Source organism: Nocardia sp. CA-151230 (assembly GCF_050942175.1).
Taxonomy (GTDB): Bacteria; Actinomycetota; Actinomycetes; order Mycobacteriales; family Mycobacteriaceae; genus Nocardia.
The window spans coordinates 1,250,704-1,265,869 of record NZ_CP192061.1 but is presented as its reverse complement, the minus strand read 5'-3'; the positions used below and the strand labels follow the sequence as shown (position 1 = coordinate 1,265,869).

The 15,166-nt window shown below is 68.6% G+C and carries 17 protein-coding genes; 10 read left to right on the top strand and 7 right to left on the bottom strand.

Annotated elements, in window-relative coordinates; all coding sequences use genetic code 11:
* The first annotated feature begins 12 nt into the window (after positions 1–12).
* Positions 13–1,413, top strand: a complete 1,401-nt coding sequence (locus ACQP1O_RS05545; RefSeq protein ID WP_433564800.1) for an MFS transporter — start codon at positions 13–15, stop codon at positions 1,411–1,413.
* 8 nt (positions 1,414–1,421) lie between these two features.
* On the opposite strand, the gene ACQP1O_RS05540 is transcribed toward ACQP1O_RS05545, so the two are convergent.
* A complete protein-coding gene (locus tag ACQP1O_RS05540; RefSeq protein ID WP_433564799.1) occupies positions 1,422–1,958 on the bottom strand; it encodes a MarR family winged helix-turn-helix transcriptional regulator in 537 nt (178 codons plus the stop codon).
* A gap of 60 nt (positions 1,959–2,018) precedes the next feature.
* On the opposite strand from ACQP1O_RS05540, the gene ACQP1O_RS05535 reads away from it, so the two are divergent.
* Positions 2,019–3,461 (top strand): MFS transporter, encoded by a 1,443-nt coding sequence (locus tag ACQP1O_RS05535; RefSeq protein ID WP_433564798.1) that lies wholly within the window; start codon positions 2,019–2,021, stop codon positions 3,459–3,461.
* A gap of 66 nt (positions 3,462–3,527) precedes the next feature.
* Here the strand turns inward: ACQP1O_RS05535 and ACQP1O_RS05530 are convergent, their stop codons facing one another.
* From ACQP1O_RS05530 to ACQP1O_RS05520, 3 genes are read right to left on the bottom strand one after another with little or no spacing between them, the layout of a single operon-like run.
* Positions 3,528–4,166 (bottom strand): Type 1 glutamine amidotransferase-like domain-containing protein, encoded by a 639-nt coding sequence (locus tag ACQP1O_RS05530; RefSeq protein ID WP_433564797.1) that lies wholly within the window; start codon positions 4,164–4,166, stop codon positions 3,528–3,530.
* A gap of 3 nt (positions 4,167–4,169) precedes the next feature.
* Positions 4,170–4,988, bottom strand: a complete 819-nt coding sequence (locus ACQP1O_RS05525; protein WP_433564796.1) for a maleylpyruvate isomerase family mycothiol-dependent enzyme — start codon at positions 4,986–4,988, stop codon at positions 4,170–4,172.
* Positions 4,985–5,434, bottom strand: coding sequence for an HIT family protein (locus ACQP1O_RS05520; RefSeq protein ID WP_433567589.1), 450 nt, complete (start codon positions 5,432–5,434; stop codon positions 4,985–4,987). Before ACQP1O_RS05520 ends, ACQP1O_RS05525 begins: the two co-directional genes overlap by 4 nt.
* Positions 5,435–5,757: 323 nt before the next feature.
* Between ACQP1O_RS05520 and ACQP1O_RS05515 the strand changes: the two genes are divergently transcribed.
* From ACQP1O_RS05515 to ACQP1O_RS05495, 5 genes are all read left to right on the top strand, one after another.
* Entirely contained in the window at positions 5,758–6,900 is a 1,143-nt protein-coding gene (locus ACQP1O_RS05515; protein ID WP_433564795.1) for a Re/Si-specific NAD(P)(+) transhydrogenase subunit alpha, read from the top strand.
* The gene (locus ACQP1O_RS05510) at positions 6,900–7,241 is read left to right on the top strand and encodes an NAD(P) transhydrogenase subunit alpha (RefSeq protein ID WP_433564794.1); all 342 of its coding nucleotides are present in this window, start codon (positions 6,900–6,902) and stop codon (positions 7,239–7,241) included. The genes ACQP1O_RS05515 and ACQP1O_RS05510 overlap by 1 nt, the downstream gene beginning before the upstream one ends.
* A gap of 3 nt (positions 7,242–7,244) precedes the next feature.
* Positions 7,245–8,660 (top strand): NAD(P)(+) transhydrogenase (Re/Si-specific) subunit beta, encoded by a 1,416-nt coding sequence (locus ACQP1O_RS05505; protein WP_433564793.1) that lies wholly within the window; start codon positions 7,245–7,247, stop codon positions 8,658–8,660.
* Positions 8,661–8,767: 107 nt separating this feature from the next.
* Positions 8,768–9,343: a TetR/AcrR family transcriptional regulator gene (locus ACQP1O_RS05500; protein WP_433564792.1), complete on the top strand. Its 576-nt coding sequence runs from the start codon at positions 8,768–8,770 to the stop codon at positions 9,341–9,343.
* 82 nt (positions 9,344–9,425) lie between these two features.
* Positions 9,426–10,214, top strand: coding sequence for an oxidoreductase (locus ACQP1O_RS05495; RefSeq protein WP_433564791.1), 789 nt, complete (start codon positions 9,426–9,428; stop codon positions 10,212–10,214).
* 63 nt (positions 10,215–10,277) lie between these two features.
* Here ACQP1O_RS05495 and ACQP1O_RS05490 read toward each other — a convergent pair whose 3' ends face one another.
* A complete protein-coding gene (locus ACQP1O_RS05490; RefSeq protein WP_433564790.1) occupies positions 10,278–10,598 on the bottom strand; it encodes a GroES family chaperonin in 321 nt (106 codons plus the stop codon).
* 30 nt (positions 10,599–10,628) lie between these two features.
* Positions 10,629–11,252, bottom strand: coding sequence for a TetR family transcriptional regulator (locus tag ACQP1O_RS05485; RefSeq protein ID WP_433564789.1), 624 nt, complete (start codon positions 11,250–11,252; stop codon positions 10,629–10,631).
* A 146-nt stretch (positions 11,253–11,398) separates the two neighbouring features.
* On the opposite strand from ACQP1O_RS05485, the gene ACQP1O_RS05480 reads away from it, so the two are divergent.
* The 3 genes from ACQP1O_RS05480 to ACQP1O_RS05470 all read left to right on the top strand — a co-directional run bounded on the left by ACQP1O_RS05480 (position 11,399) and on the right by ACQP1O_RS05470 (position 14,625).
* On the top strand, positions 11,399–12,862 hold the full coding sequence (locus ACQP1O_RS05480; protein ID WP_433564788.1) for an MFS transporter: 1,464 nt from the start codon (positions 11,399–11,401) through the stop codon (positions 12,860–12,862).
* 107 nt (positions 12,863–12,969) lie between these two features.
* On the top strand, positions 12,970–14,289 hold the full coding sequence (locus ACQP1O_RS05475; protein WP_433567588.1) for an FAD-binding oxidoreductase: 1,320 nt from the start codon (positions 12,970–12,972) through the stop codon (positions 14,287–14,289).
* Between the two features lie 45 nt (positions 14,290–14,334).
* A complete protein-coding gene (locus tag ACQP1O_RS05470) occupies positions 14,335–14,625 on the top strand; it encodes a GNAT family N-acetyltransferase (RefSeq protein WP_379382006.1) in 291 nt (96 codons plus the stop codon).
* On the opposite strand, the gene ACQP1O_RS05465 is transcribed toward ACQP1O_RS05470, so the two are convergent.
* Positions 14,622–14,942, bottom strand: a complete 321-nt coding sequence (locus tag ACQP1O_RS05465) for a hypothetical protein (protein WP_354830095.1) — start codon at positions 14,940–14,942, stop codon at positions 14,622–14,624. The genes ACQP1O_RS05470 and ACQP1O_RS05465 overlap by 4 nt on opposite strands.
* Positions 14,943–15,166: the final 224 nt, after the last annotated feature.

Genomic DNA, 15,166 nt, shown 5'->3' with positions numbered 1-15,166 from the left:
AGCGTCGTACCGATGGCCGCTACGACGCCCGCTCTCCGGATCCGGAAGGCGCGCCTGGCGCTGTTCGCGGTCTTCGGCCTCAATGGGATGCTCTCGGCCGTCTGGATCGTGCACATCCCCGCCGTCACCGGGCGCACCGGCGTGTCACCCACCACCCTGGGCATGCTGATCCTGCTCATGGCGGCCTGCGCCATCCTCGGCATGCAGGCCGCCGGGCCCCTGGCGGACCGGCTCGGCAGCCGCACCCTCACCGCCACCGCCGCCACCCTGCTGTCCCTGGCCCTGCTCGGCCCCGCCCACGCAACCTCGCCGTTCACCCTCGGACTGGCCCTGGCCGCCTTCGGTGCCGCCAACGGAGCGATCGACGTCTCCATGAACGCGCAGGCCGTGCACATCGAGCGCGCCTACGCCCGCCCCATCATGTCGGCGTTCCACGCCTTCTTCTCCTGCGGCGGCTTCCTCGGCTCCGCCTTCGGCGCGGCGACCCAGCACGCCCACTGGCCCCTGCACACAACATTCGCCCTGTCGAGTGCCTTCGGCCTCGCCACCGTGGCCATCGCGATTCCCCGCCTGCTCCCGCACACCGTTCCCGCGACCCACCCGGCCCCGAGCACATCAGCGGCCGAAGGCAACCGCGGCGGAGCCGACCAGCCGGCCGCCCAGCACTTCCCGAGCGCTCCGGTCGACCCGCGCGCGGATGTCCTGCCCACTGCTCGCGGCGCCGTCGATCACGCCGTGACGCCCGGCACGGAACCGGCCGTGTCCAGCGGACTCACCGGCGCTGCCACCGTTGCCCCGGGTGGGCGGGAAGGAGAGCATCCGAGCCCGGGGTCACCGGCGGGGACGCGGATCGGGCGAAAAGTGCTGGCGCTGGGATTGATCGCGTTCGCACTGCTGATGGCGGAGGGGGTGGCCGCGGATTGGAGTGCACTGCAGGTGCAGGGGCGGCTCGGAGTGGAGGCGGGGACGGCGGCGCTGGCGTTCACCGGGTTCTCGCTGGCCATGACGCTCGGCCGGTTCGGCACGGACCGGGTGAGCGGGCGGCTCGGGCGAGTGGCCATCGTGCGCTGGGGAACGCTGCTGGCGGCCATCGGTTTCGGGCTGGTGGTGGCCTCCGGGTGGCTGCCGCTCACGCTGCTGGGGTGGACGCTGTGCGGCATCGGGCTGTCCGGCGGTGTGCCGCAGGTGTTCACCGCCGCCGGGAACCTGGGCTCACGCACCGCCGCCACCGATATGTCGCGAGTGTTCGGGCTCGGGTATGTGGGCTTGCTGGCCGGGCCCGCGATCATCGGGTGGCTCGACAAGGCCATGCCGCTGACCGCCGCGATGGCTGTGCCGCTGCTGGCAATGCTGTTGTGCGCCTGGGGCGCTCGCGCCGTCGCCGCACCGGCGCGAGCGCCCGCGGGCCGATAGCCGCGGGGTCAGGCGGTGCGGCTGGGCCGGTCTCGCGCGGTCGCACCGAGGTCGCCGATGAATTCGGCGTGGTCGAGGAAGTCGTCGACCATGCGGTGGTTGAGGACCGCGAGGGCCCGGAGGTCCTCGGTGGTCCAGTCGGTGAGGGCCTCGGCCATCCAGCCGCGCAGGACCTGGCGCACGGCTTCGACGGCACGCCGGCCGGAGGCGGTGGGGCGGACCCGTTGCGCGCGACGGTCGTCCGGGTCGGGAACGCGCTCGACGTATCCCGCCTTCTCCAGGCGCTGGATCTGGCGGCTCACGTGCGGGGCCTCCACATCGAGGCGGGTGGCGAGCTCGCCCAGGCGCATGGGTTCGGCGGCGTCGGCGAGCAGCCGCAGCAGCGGGACACTGGCCCGATCCATGGTGAGCCCGCACTGCACCATGGCTTGGTCGTGGCGGCGGACCCGGGTCAGCAGGTAGGCGACCCGGGCCAGCGCACGCTCCAGTTCCACTATGTGAGCTGCATCAACTTCTTTGGCGGCAGTGGCTTCCGGTCGCGGCATGTGGTTATCTTACGAAACCCCATTTACTTAATTTTGGTAAGTAAACCAAAGGATCACCGCATGACTACGACCGTTGTCGGTCAGGTCGACGGGACCAAACCCGCAGACCATTCGAAGGCTCACCTCGGCCTGACATTGCTCGCGCTGTGCGCGGCCGGCCTGGTCGTGTCGCTGCAGCAGACCGTCGTGATTCCGCTGCTGCCGCGTTTCATCACGCAGCTGCACACCGACGTCGCCGGTGTCACCTGGCTGTTCACCGCCGCCCTGCTCTCCGGCGCGGTCGCCACCCCGTTGCTCTCCCGCTTCGGCGACATGTACGGCAAGAAGCCCATGGTCATGGTCGCGATGGGCGTGCTCATCGTGGGCTCGGTCATCTGCGCCTTCGCCACCTCGCTGCCGGTCTACATCGCCGGCCGCGCCCTGCAGGGCATCTCCTCGGCCATGATCCCGCTCGCCATCGGCATCATCCGAGACACCTTCCCGCGCGAAAAGCTGGTCAGCGCAATCGGAATCGTGTCCGGCACCATGGGCGTCGGCGGCACCATCGGCCTGCTGGCCACCGGCGTCATCGCCGACCACACCACCAACCCGCACCCGGTCTTCTGGCTGACCGCGGGCCTGGGAGTGATCGCCACCGTGCTGATCCAGGTGAGCGCCCAGAACAATGGCGTCCGCCACGGCGGCAAGCCCGACTTCGTCGGCGCCGCACTGCTGGCCGCCCTGCTGGTCTGCCTGCTGCTGGGCATCAGCGAGGGCCCGCGCTGGGGCTGGGGCTCCGGCTCGGTCATCGCGCTGTTCGCCGCCGCCGCGGTGCTCGCCGCCATCTGGGTGTTCGTGGAACTCAAGGTCGAACAGCCGCTGGTGCGCCTGCAGCTGCTGGTCGGACCGCAGTCGCTGTCGGCCAATGTGGCCTCCGCACTGCTCGGCTTCTCCATGTTCGGCGCGTTCTCGCTGGTGTCCAACTTCATTCAGACCCCGGCGGACAAGGTCGGCTACGGCCTGTCCGGCACCGTGCTCTCGGTCGGCCTCTACGGCATCCCGAGCGCGGCGCTGATGACCTTCTTCTCCTTCAACACCGGCCGCATCTCCGCCAAGATCGGTCCGGCCTACACGCTGGCCATCGGCGCGGTCTTCGCCGGTCTGTCCATGGGCTGGCTGGCCGTCTCGCACGATCACAAGTTCGACATGATCATGGCGAATGTGCTGCAGGGCACCGGTTTCGGCATCGGCTATGCGGCGCTGGGCACCCTGGCCGTGCAGCACGTGCCGATGAGCGAGAGCGGTATCGCCTCGGGCATCAACTCGCTGGTGCGCACCGCCGGCGGTTCGATCGCCGGTGCGATCACGGGCTCCATCCTGACCGCCCACGTCCTGCACCTCGGCCCGCACGCCGCGGTCCCGACCGAGGGCGCGTACGTCGCCAGCTTCGCGACCCTGGCCATCGGCGCCTTCGGTGCGGCCGCAGTCGCTCTCGGCCACGGCATCCGCCACAAGGGGCACTGACCATCCATCGGGCAGAAGAGCCCGCGCACGCCGTCGGCGTGCGCGGGCTTTTTCTATCGGGCACCGCTAGATCAGCACCTCGGTACGAGCGCCGTCGACGACAACGACATGGTCGTCGGTCAGCGCCCAGTGCGGGACTCCCGCAGCTGCGTACTCACGCACCAGTTTCCGGGACAGCCCCTCGGGGTCGGTCGGGGAATCCAGGTGCGGGACGATGCGGTGATCGACCAGACCCAGTCCGTCCCATCGTGGTTCGACGCCGCAGGCGGTGCGGACCTCGTCCGGGTCGTCGATGGCTTCGATGCCGTGCAGGTCGGGCGTCATGACGCAGGCGCCCGCGCTGTAGCCGGCATAGACCAGCGCGTCCTCCGCGAGCAGCGTCGTCAGGGCGAGATCGGCTCCGCTGCGTGCGAATTGGGCGCGCAGCACGAAGGTATTGCCGCCGCGCACCCACACCATCGGATACTCGCGCAGCCGCCGCTCCACCTCGGCCGGACGGCCGAGGTATTCGCGCAGGTCGAGCACATCGGGCCGGAAACCCAGGCGGCGCAACGGCACCAGGTCGCTGGTCACCGCGGCCTGCCAGGCCGAGGGCCAGGCATCACAGGCATTGGCGATGACCGCCACCGGTCCGGGATCGCCGACCAGTTCGAGCAGTCGCCGCTGGTGCGCACCGAAACGGTAGCTGGACAGGAACAGTCGCACGGGTCAGATGGTGAAGGCCAGGCTGCGGACCAGGCGTTCGCCCAGGTCGGTGTCGCCGGTGAGCGTGATCTCCCCCGCGTGCGCGTCGGCGGTGGTGCGGCCGCCGCGCAGGCGGGCGAACAGGTCGGAGTCCATGGTCACCACGAGACCTGCCGGGGCGTCGAGGGTTTCGACCAGGCTCGCCCGGCCGCCGTCGACGACCAGGTGCAGCGTCCGCGGCACCGGACCGGTGAGCTCGAAGGTGATACGCGAACCGTCCGGTGCGCCCGCGCCTTTGACCGCGGCCTTACCCAGCGCGGTCAGCAGTTCGGTGAAGGCCGTGGCGCCGCGGCTGCCGCCCTCGTCGACGGCCACACCGAGCGCGTCGGCGATATCGTGCTCGTGCATCCAGCAGTCGAACAGGCGGATCCGCATGAACCGGCCGTAGGGGGCCATGCCCACCGGGGTCGGCACGAGTTCGGCCCAGGCCTCGTCGGTGGTCTGCTCCAGCATCTTCAGCCGGCGGCCGGTGACGTCCAGGAACCGTTCCAGCAGCTGCGAACCGGCGAGTGGGCGCAGCGAGTCGATCCACTTCTCGTTGAGCGCTCCGATGTCGTTGCGAATGTGCTCGCCGGCCACCGCGAGATCGGGGGTCGGCTCGCCCAGCAGGATCGATTCGGTGCCGATCACATGGGCGAGCACATCGAACACCGTCCAACCGGGCAGCGGTGAGGCCGTGCGCCAGCGGTTCTCATCCAGGCCGTCCACCAGCCGGGTAAGGGCGTCCCACTGGTCGGACAAGAGGGCCGTGATCTCGGCGCGGTCCGGCACCGTGTCGGTCATGCGGTGGTCTCCCTTTCTTCATCGGCGAGCCGGTCCAGTCCGGAGCGCAGTGCCGTGGCGGTCCGCTCGGTGTCGTGCGGGCGGCGCAGTACGAAACCCTTGGCGAAGCGCAGGGTGTCGCCGTGGTGGCGCGGGATCACGTGCAGGTGCACGTGGTGAACGGTCTGGAAGGCGGCCTTGCCGTCATTGATCAGCAGGTTGGCGCCGTCCGCGGCGAGGCCGGCGCGACGCATGGACTTGGCCAGGCGATGGCCGAAGGCGAAAAGCTGTGCGCCCAGGGCCGGGTCGAGTTCGTCGAGATCGGTGGCGTGGCGCTTGGGGATCACCAGGGTGTGCCCGCGGGTGATGGGCCGGATGTCCAGGAATGCCACCAGCGTGTCGTCTTCGAAGATCTTGGTCGCGGGTGCGTCGCCCGTGACGATCCGGCAGAACATGCAGCCACTCACCATGCAGACATTACGGCGTACAAGTGATGTGCGACACCCCCTACACGCCCCCGATGTGGGCACAACCAGCAACACACCTACCGGTGAGTAGCACGCCGAATTCTTCGTACTTGTCGCCGCTCGAACCCCGGTCGAGCATGGAGTTGTCCGGTTTTCTCGCCACACCATGTGACGGGCATCTCCGCTACGCTCACGCCGAACCAGGTACAGTTGCGAGAATTCTCACGAACTTACTACCGAGTAAGTTCGGCCCGCCGTTGGACCGGTGAAGCGGCCCCGACATGAGGGTGACCTGGGCTCACCACGAGAAGGAAGTTTGACTAGTGGACACAACGCAGAGCGCACAGACCGCTGCGCCCCGCGGTGCGCGCGTCGGAGTGGTTCGCGAGACGAACCCGGACGAACGACGCGTCGCATTGGTGCCGAAGATCATCCCGGCCCTGCTGAAGCAGGGCGTCGAGGTGATCGTCGAGGCCGGTGCCGGTCTGGGCGCGTTGATTCCGGACGAGGCGTACATCGAAGCCGGTGCGACGCTGGGTGATCCGTACAGCGCCGACGTGGTCGTGAAGGTCGCCGCGCCGAACGACAGCGAGATCGCCAAGCTGTCGTCGGGGCAGACGCTGATCGGGTTCCTCGCACCTCGCAACGCCGACAACAAGATCGGCGCGCTGAAGAGCGCGGGCGTGCAAGCCTTTGCGGTGGAAGCCATTCCGCGTATCTCCCGCGCCCAGGTGATGGACGCGCTCTCGTCGCAGGCGAATGTCGCCGGCTACAAGGCCGTGCTGCTCGCCGCGTCGGAGTCCACCCGCTTCTTCCCCATGCTGACCACCGCCGCGGGCACCGTGAAGCCGGCCACCGTGCTGGTGCTCGGCGTCGGTGTCGCCGGTCTGCAGGCACTGGCCACCGCCAAGCGCCTCGGCGGCCGGACCACCGGTTACGACGTCCGCCCCGAGGTCGCCGATCAGGTGCGCTCGGTCGGCGCGCAGTGGCTGGACCTGGGCATCGACGCCGCCGGTGAGGGCGGTTACGCCCGTGAGCTCACCGACGAGGAGAAGGCCCAGCAGCAGCAGGCCCTCGAGAACGCCATCAAGGGCTTCGACGTGGTCATCACCACCGCGCTGGTGCCCGGCCGCCCGGCCCCGCGCCTGGTGACCGCGGCCGCCGTGGAGGGCATGAAGCCCGGCAGCGTGATCGTTGACCTGGCCGGTGAGACCGGCGGTAACTGCGAGCTGACCGAACCCGGCAAAACCATTGTGCGCCACGGCGTCACCATCGCCTCGCCGCTGAACCTGCCGGCCACCATGCCGGAGCACGCCAGTGAGCTGTACTCCAAGAACATCGCCGCCCTGCTCGAACTCATGCTGAAAGACGGTGCTCTGGCACCGGACTTCGAGGATCAGGTGCTGGCCGATTCCTGTGTCACACGCGAGCGGAGCGAGCAGAGCGCTCAGAAGGTGGAAGCCTGATGTACACCGAACTGCTGGCGAATATCGCGATCCTGGTGCTGTCCGGGTTCGTGGGCTTCGCCGTCATCTCGAAGGTGCCCAACACCCTGCACACCCCGCTCATGTCCGGCACCAACGCCATCCACGGCATCGTCGTGCTGGGCGCGCTGGTGGTGTTCGGCAAGGTGGCGCACCCGTCGGTGCTGATGCAGATCATCCTGTTCGTGGCCGTCGTGTTCGGAACCTTGAACGTCATCGGCGGTTTCGTCGTGACCGACCGCATGCTGGGCATGTTCAAGGCCAAGAAGCCTGCTGCGGGCGAAGCGAAGCGCAGCGATGACACTGCGAAGGCGGGCCGCTGAGCCATGGACAATCTGGTCAATATTCTCTACATCGCCGCGTTCGCGCTGTTCATCTACGGTCTGATGGGCCTGACCGGCCCCAAGACCGCGGTGCGCGGCAACCTGATCGCGGCGGTCGGTATGGCGATCGCGGTCATTGCGACGCTCATCTCGATCCGCGACACCAACAACTGGATCCTGATCGTGGCCGGTCTGGTCGTCGGTGTGGCGCTGGGTGTTCCGCCCGCGCGGTTCACCAAGATGACCGCCATGCCGCAGCTGGTCGCCGCGTTCAACGGCGTCGGCGGTGGCACCGTCGCGCTCATCGCGTGGGCCGAATTCCTCGACACCAAGGGCTTCTCCCAGGTGCACGAGCAGCCCTCGGTGCACATCGTGATCGGCTCGCTGTTCGCGGCCATCATCGGCTCGGTCTCGTTCTGGGGCTCGATCATCGCTTTCGCCAAGCTCCAGGAGCTGCTGTCCGGCCGCCCGATCAGCGTCGGCCGCCTGCAGCAGCCGCTGAACCTGCTGCTGCTCGCCGGTGCGATCGCCGCGGCCGTGGTGATCGGCATCGGCGCCACCAATGACGGTGTGCCGCAGTACTGGATGATCGCGGTGCTGGTGCTCGCGGGTGTCCTCGGCCTGATGGTCGTGCTGCCGATCGGCGGCGCGGACATGCCGGTCGTCATCTCGCTGCTCAACGCCCTCACCGGTCTGTCGGCCGCGGCCGCGGGTCTGGCGCTGAACAACACCGCCATGATCGTGGCCGGCATGATCGTCGGCGCGTCCGGCACCATCCTGACCAACCTGATGGCCAAGGCCATGAACCGGTCCATCCCCGCCATCGTCGCGGGCGGATTCGGTGGCGGTGCAGCCGCTCCCGGCGCGTCCGGCTCCGGCGAACAGAAGCAGGCCAAGGCCACCTCCGCCGCCGACGCCGCGATCCAGATGGCCTATGCCAACCAGGTCATCGTGGTCCCGGGTTACGGCATGGCCGTGGCCCAGGCCCAGCACGCGGTCAAGGAGATGGCGGCCCTGCTCGAGGCCAAGGGCGTCGAGGTCAAGTACGCCATCCACCCGGTCGCCGGTCGTATGCCCGGCCACATGAACGTGCTGCTGGCCGAGGCCGAGGTGTCCTACGACGCCATGAAGGAAATGGACGACATCAACGGCGAGTTCGCCCGCACCGATGTCGCCCTGGTCATCGGCGCCAACGACGTCACCAACCCGGCCGCCCGCGAGGACGCCTCGTCCCCGATCTACGGCATGCCCGTGTTGAACGTCGACCAGGCCAAGAGCGTGATCGTGCTCAAGCGGTCGATGAACTCCGGCTTCGCCGGCATCGACAACCCGCTGTTCTACGCCGACCACACCTCCATGCTGTTCGGCGACGCCAAGAAGTCCGTCGGCGCCGTCACCGAGGAGCTCAAGGCGTTGTAGCCCACGGGTTGCCCCACAGCACAGCACAATCGGCCCGCGTCTTCCGGCGCGGGCCGATTTTCGCCCCAGTTCTTGACCCGAAGGTCTAGAACTTCTAGAGTCGAGCCATGGGCCGGCCACGCAACTTCGACGAGGAAGCGGTGGTGGATCGCGCCATGGAGGCGTTCTGGACCCACGGGTACGCGAACACCTCGCCCGCCCAGCTCGCCGAGGCGACCGGGATCGGAAAAGGCAGTCTCTACAACGCCTTCGGCAGCAAGCGGGAGTTGTTCGACCTGTGCATGGCGCGCTACGACCAGCTCGGGGCCGCGTTCGCACGTGAGTCCCTGGCGCAACCGGGGACCACCCGGGAGTGCCTGCGGGCCTGGATGCGCTGGGTCGTGGACAGCGATCTGTCGCAGCCGGTGCGGCGCGGGTGCATGGTGGTGAACACCGCCATGGAACTCGGCGGGCACGATGCGGAGGCGACCAAAGCGGTCACGGCCGCCCATGCGCACATGGTCGAGGTGATCGCCGAGCGCATCGAACAGGGACAGCGCGACGGCGACGTCCGCACCGAGCTCGATGCGCGCGCCTACAGCGAGTACCTGATGAATGCCATTGGCGGCCTGCGCGTCACGACCAAGATCGCGGACTCGGCCATGCTGTACCGGATCATCGACACCACCTTGTCCACCCTTTGAACCACCGCCCGGATCGGGCCGCATTCCGCGGCCTTTTCTTTTACCCCAATTTTTGACCCACAGTTCAAGAAAGGTACGAATCATGGATCTCGGACTGAACGGCAAGACCGCCCTCGTCACCGGCGCCAGCCGGGGCATCGGACTGGCCGTCGCCGAAGCGCTGGCCGAGGAGGGCGTGCGGGTGGTCGGCGTCGCCCGGAACATCTCGCCGGAGCTCGAAAAGGTCGCGGCGGCAACCGTTTCCGCCGACCTGAGCACCACCGAGGGTGCGCTGGCGGCGGTCGAGGGGGCGCTGACCGAGCTGGGCGGCATCGACATCCTGGTCAACAATGTCGGCGGCGGCGACCCCGACCAGCTGGTCCTCGGCGGCTTCCTCCAGACGCCGGACGATCAGTGGCGAAAGCTGTTCGACCTCAACCTGTTCGGTGTCGTCACCACCACTCGCGCCGCGCTGCCGAGCATCATCGAACGGCGCGGCGCGATCGTGACCGTGTCCTCGATCAACGCCCGGATCCCGGCGAAAGGCCCGGTCGGCTACAGCGAGGCCAAGGCCGCGCTCACCAACTTCGGCAAGCGGCTCAGCGAGGAGTTCGGCCCGCAGGGCGTCCGCGTGAACACGGTGTCGCCCGGGCCGGTCGGCACCGATATCTGGCGCGGCCCCGACCATCTCGGCGCGAAGCTGGCCGCGGCCAGCGGACTGGACCAGGAGCAGTTCCTGAACGCCATTCCGGCCCAGTTCGATATCGCCTCCGGCCGCATCGCCGAGGCCCGGGAGGTGGCGGCGCTGGTGGCCTTCCTGGCCTCCGAGCAGGCCGCCATCATCAACGGCGCGGACTACGTGATCGACGGCGGCATCCTGAAGACGGCCTGATCGACCGTCACGGAAACGGCCCGCGTCCTCGAAAAGGACGCGGGCCGTTGGGCTTCGAGCGTGCTACAGGTACAGGCCGGTGCCGTGTTCGGGATGGGTGTTGGCGACAGCGTGCAGATCACGTTCGCGCAGTACGTAATACGCCTGCGCCTGGATCTCCACCTCGAACTGGTCGTCGGCGCTGAACAGCACCTGGTCACCGACGCTCACCGCGCGGACATGGGAACCCACACCGCAGACCTCGCCCCACGACAGGCGCTTGGCCACCTGCGCGGTGGCCGGGATGAGAATGCCGCCGCTGCTGCGCCGCTCGCCCGCCTCGGGGTTGAGCTTGACCATGACGCGGTCGTGCAGCATTTGGATCTCTAGCTTGGCATCGGACACCGCGGCAGTGTACTGCGCGAGTACGAGCGGTTACGCCCCGGTGCCCGCGTCCGGCCCGACGGCCGCCGCCGCGGTCTCGGGCGCGACGATGCGGCGGATGGCGTCCTTGATCCAGGCGCGCTGCGCCTCCGGATCGGCGTCCACGCCGATGGTGAAGGCGGTGACCTGCGGAACGGCCAGCGGATAGTTGATCATCGACATCAGCAGCATGAGCACCTGACCGGACGGCATGTCCGCGCGCATCAGGCCCTTGCCCTGCGCCACCTCGACCTTCTCGCGCTTCTCCAGGTAACGGCCGCAGCGCAATTCGCCCGCCGAGGCGTGCTCCCGGCCCAGCTCCAGGGCTTCCCACTGCAGCAGGCGCAGCAGTTCGGGATGCTCGCGGTGGTAGTCGATGTGCTGGTCGATCCAGGTGTCGAGGTCCTCGATATCGGTGGTCACCGAGCCGGCCACGACCAGCATGGTCTTCTCCAGCACCTGGTGGAAGAGCTTCTCCTTGTCGCCGAAGTAGGCGTAGATGAGCTGCTTGTTGGCCTTGGCGTTGCGCGCGATGCGGTCCACCCGCGCCCCGGCGATCCCGTACTGCGCGAATTCCGCGGTCGCGGCCTCGAAGATGCGCGCCTTCGTGGCCTCGGGGTCCCTGGTGCCTGCCATGCCTTCGATGGTAACCAACCAACTGGTTGACAAGCCGCGGGTCCCCGGTGGAATATCTCTAACCAACCGGTTAGTTACAAGACTCGAGTTTCCGGCGCAACGGCGCGCCCGCCACCCCAGTCCCCCTTCACGCTCGGGAGAACGACGTGACCACCCTCGAAAACCGGCCCACCGCAACGGCTCCCGTCGCGACCGGCCCCCTCGAGTTCGCCGCCCGCTGGCGCGCGCTGCCCGTCATCCTCAGTGCCATGTTCATGGCGATGTTCGACTGGTTCGTCGTCAATGTCGCCGCCTCCTCGCTGGACCACGACCTGCACGCCGGTGAATCGGCGCTGGAACTCATCGTCGGCGGCTACGGCTTCGCCTACGCCTCGGGCCTGATCACCGGCGGCCGGCTCGGCGACCTGCACGGACACCGGCGGCTGTTCGTGATCGGCATGCTCGCCTTCACCTTCGCTTCACTGCTGTGCGGGCTCGCGCCCAATGCCTGGGCGCTGGTCGCCTTCCGCATTCTGCAGGGCGGGACCGCGGCGCTCATGGTGCCGCAGATGCTCGCGCTCATCAATACGCTCTTCCCGCCGCACGAACGGCCCAGGGCCATGGCCGCTTTCGGCGCCACCATCGGCATCGGCGCGGTATCGGGTCAGGTGCTGGGCGGGGTGCTGCTCGACGCCGACCTGTTCGGGTGGGGCTGGCGCACCATCTTCTACATCAATGTGCCCATCGGGCTGATCGCCGCCGCCCTGGCCGCGCGCTGGCTGCCCCGGCACGAGCCGACCCACCGGCCGAGACTGGATCCGATCGGAGCGCTGGGCATCTCGGCCGCGCTGGCGCTGCTGCTGGTCCCGATCACGCTGGGCCGCCCCGAGGGCTGGCCGGTATGGACCTGGGTCAGCATGCTCGCCTCGATCCCGATGCTGCTGCTCACCCTGCGCTACGAGAACCGGCTGGCCGCGCGCGGCGGCGAACCGGTCCTCGACACCGGCATGGTGCGCGAACGCGGCTTCAGCCTCGGACTGGTGATCGCGGGTGGGTACCTGACCTTCTTCGCCGGATTCATGCTGTGCCTGACGCTCATGCTGCAGAACGGGCTCGGGCTCTCACCGCTCACCGCCGGGCTCGCCTTCGCGCCGCTGGGACTGTGCTTCGCGGGCAGCTCGTTCTTCCTCGCGCCGCGGGTCGCCGCCCGCATCGGCAATCGGGTCATGGTGGTGGGGACGCTCACCAGCCTCACCGGGCTGGCGCTGACCCTGGCCGTGCTGGTCACCATGGGCCAGAACGTGAGCGTGCTCGCGCTCATCCCGGGCATGATGATCGTCGGCACCGGCAATGGTCTGACCATTCCGTCGGTGGTCGGTGCGGTGCTGTCGTCGGGGATTCCGGCGCGACAGGCCGGGATGGCGGCCGGCGTGCTGACCACCTCGCAGCAGTTCGGAAACGCCATCGGCGCAACGGTTCTCGGGGTGATCTTCTTCAGCGCCCTGGGCGCGCACCACGGGACCGGCGGCTACGTGACCGCCATGGAGATGGCTGCGCTCGGCGGGGCCGCGGTGCTGGCCGTCGTGCTCACCGCCGCACTCGCCTTGCCGAAGGCGGCCACCGCACACTGAGAACTCCCGCTTGTCGTACGGGCTTCCGGACAAATCAGCCGGAAGCACGTACTTTCCTGAGTGTGGACATCGATCTCGACACACTGCGCGGTCTGCTCCCGACGGGCATGGTGGTGACCGATCCGGATGTGCTGGCCGGATATCGGCAGGATCGGGCGCTGGATCCGGATGCCGGGACCGCGCTCGCTCTCGTGCGGCCGATGACAACCGAGCAGGTCGCGACCACTGTGCGGTGGGCGGCCGAGCATCGGGTGCCGATCGTGCCGCGCGGGGCCGGGACCGGACTGTCCGGCGGGGCCACCGCGCAGCCCGGGGCACTGGTGTTGAGCACCGAGAAGATGCGGGAGATCAGCGTCGACACCGTGACGCGGACCGCGGTCGTGCAGCCGGGACTGCTGAACGCCGAGGTCAAGCGGGCCGTGGCCGAACACGGGCTGTGGTACCCGCCGGATCCGTCCTCCTTCGAGATCTGCTCCATCGGCGGGAACGCGGCCACCAATGCCGGCGGGCTGTGCTGCGTGAAGTACGGCGTCACCACCGATTACGTGCTCGGCATGGAGGTCGTACTGGCCGACGGGACCGCGGTGCGACTGGGCGGGCCGCGGCTCAAGGACTCCGCGGGACTCTCGCTGACCAAACTGTTCGTGGGTAGCGAGGGCACGCTGGGGATCATCACCGAGCTGACCCTGCGACTGCTGCCCGCACAGCCGCCGCAGTCCACCGTGGTCGCCACCTTCCCCACGCTCACCGCGGCGACCGACGCGATTCTGGCCATCACCGGCCAATTGCGGCCCTCCATGCTGGAATTCATGGATTCGGTGGCCATCAATGCCGTCGAGGACGAGCTGCGCATGGGACTCGACCGGAACGCGGCGGGGCTGCTGGTGGCGCGGTCCGACGCCCCGGGCGAACACGCCGGGCACGAGGCGGACATCATGCTGGCCGCCTGCGAAAAGGCCGGGGCCACCGAGGCTTTCCGCACCGACGATCCGGAGGAGGGCGAAGCCTTCTGCGCGGCACGGCGATTCGCCATACCGGCCGTGGAACGCAAGGGGCCGCTGCTGCTCGAGGACGTGGGCGTGCCGCTGCCCCGGCTCGGCGAGCTGGTCACCGGTATCGCCGAGATCGCCGCGCGCCGGGGGGTGCTCATCTCCGTCATCGCGCATGCGGGCGACGGCAACACCCACCCCCTGATCGTCCACGACCCCGCCGACCCGGAAGAGTCCGAGCGCGCGCACCTCGCGTTCGGCGAGATCATGGACCTGGCCATCGGCCTGGGCGGCACCATCACCGGCGAGCACGGCGTGGGCCGGCTCAAGAAGGCCTGGTTACCGGATCAGCTCGGCCCCGACGTGATGGCGCTCACGCGCCGGATCAAGGAAGCGCTGGATCCACACGGGATACTCAATCCGGGCGCGGTCCTCTGACCGGCCGCCGGAACAATACGCATCGCAAGGGAGTTCACACCGGTCATGAGCACCAAGCTGGAACACAATGCCGACGCGACCCGCTACGAGATCTACCTGGACGGCACTCTCGCGGGCTACGCCGACTACGCGGAGCGGGTGGACGGCGACACCAAGGTCCGCGACATCCAGCACACCCTCACCTTTCCCGAGTTCCGGGGCCGCGGCGTGGCCGCGCAGGTGGTGGAGTTCGCGCTGAACGATGCGCGCACTGACGGCTTCTCGATCATTCCCACCTGCTGGTACGTCGAGAAGTACATCGGGGAGCACCCCGAATACGCCGACCTGGTGGCCTAATTCGCGCGGTGGTGCCGACGCTGCCAGACCCGGAAGTGCCGGTCGGCGCTGCCCACCATCGCCTCACCCACCTTCGCGTCGTCGAACCCCGGCAGTGACTGCAGCTTGGCCAGGAACGCGGTGTCGGCGGCCGAGTAGGGCACCACACACCCCTTACCGGTCGCCCCGATCAACACGAAGAACACGTCCCCCGCGAACGGGCCGTCGGCCGCCGTAATGATCCGCACCTCTGCCAGTTCCGTCCACGCGACCTCTTCCACCCGTCCGTCGGCCAGTGTGCGCCGGACGAAGGTGTCGTTGATTTCGACTCCGGCCATGGCTCCATAGTGCCCCCGGCATCCCCACCCGAACAGTCCTCAAACCTGTGCTTTACCCGAGGAATCCGCGAAGAGAAGTTCCGGCGAACCCTCTTGCCGCACATGGGCGGCGAGCCGACTATCAGAGCAATCCTTCAGCTACTGAACAGATTTCGCCGCGTCCGCGGCCGCGCGTCACGCGGCTGCAGCCTGTCGGCGCAGTAGTTCGCCAACGTCCGGCCCGG

Bases quoted from the DNA above. Each gene is read 5' to 3' on its own strand.
- ACQP1O_RS05505 (WP_433564793.1), top strand. From the start codon at position 7,245: ATGGACAATCTGGTCAATATTCTCTACATCGCCGCGTTCGCGCTGTTC.
- ACQP1O_RS05470 (WP_379382006.1), top strand. From the start codon at position 14,335: ATGAGCACCAAGCTGGAACACAATGCCGACGCGACCCGCTACGAGATC.
- ACQP1O_RS05475 (WP_433567588.1), top strand. From the start codon at position 12,970: ATGGTGGTGACCGATCCGGATGTGCTGGCCGGATATCGGCAGGATCGG.
- ACQP1O_RS05485 (WP_433564789.1), bottom strand. From the start codon at position 11,252: ATGGCAGGCACCAGGGACCCCGAGGCCACGAAGGCGCGCATCTTCGAG.
- ACQP1O_RS05525 (WP_433564796.1), bottom strand. From the start codon at position 4,988: ATGACCGACACGGTGCCGGACCGCGCCGAGATCACGGCCCTCTTGTCC.
- ACQP1O_RS05535 (WP_433564798.1), top strand. From the start codon at position 2,019: ATGACTACGACCGTTGTCGGTCAGGTCGACGGGACCAAACCCGCAGAC.
- ACQP1O_RS05510 (WP_433564794.1), top strand. From the start codon at position 6,900: ATGTACACCGAACTGCTGGCGAATATCGCGATCCTGGTGCTGTCCGGG.
- ACQP1O_RS05495 (WP_433564791.1), top strand. From the start codon at position 9,426: ATGGATCTCGGACTGAACGGCAAGACCGCCCTCGTCACCGGCGCCAGC.
- ACQP1O_RS05465 (WP_354830095.1), bottom strand. From the start codon at position 14,942: ATGGCCGGAGTCGAAATCAACGACACCTTCGTCCGGCGCACACTGGCC.
- ACQP1O_RS05540 (WP_433564799.1), bottom strand. From the start codon at position 1,958: ATGCCGCGACCGGAAGCCACTGCCGCCAAAGAAGTTGATGCAGCTCAC.
- ACQP1O_RS05545 (WP_433564800.1), top strand. From the start codon at position 13: ATGGCCGCTACGACGCCCGCTCTCCGGATCCGGAAGGCGCGCCTGGCG.
- ACQP1O_RS05500 (WP_433564792.1), top strand. From the start codon at position 8,768: ATGGGCCGGCCACGCAACTTCGACGAGGAAGCGGTGGTGGATCGCGCC.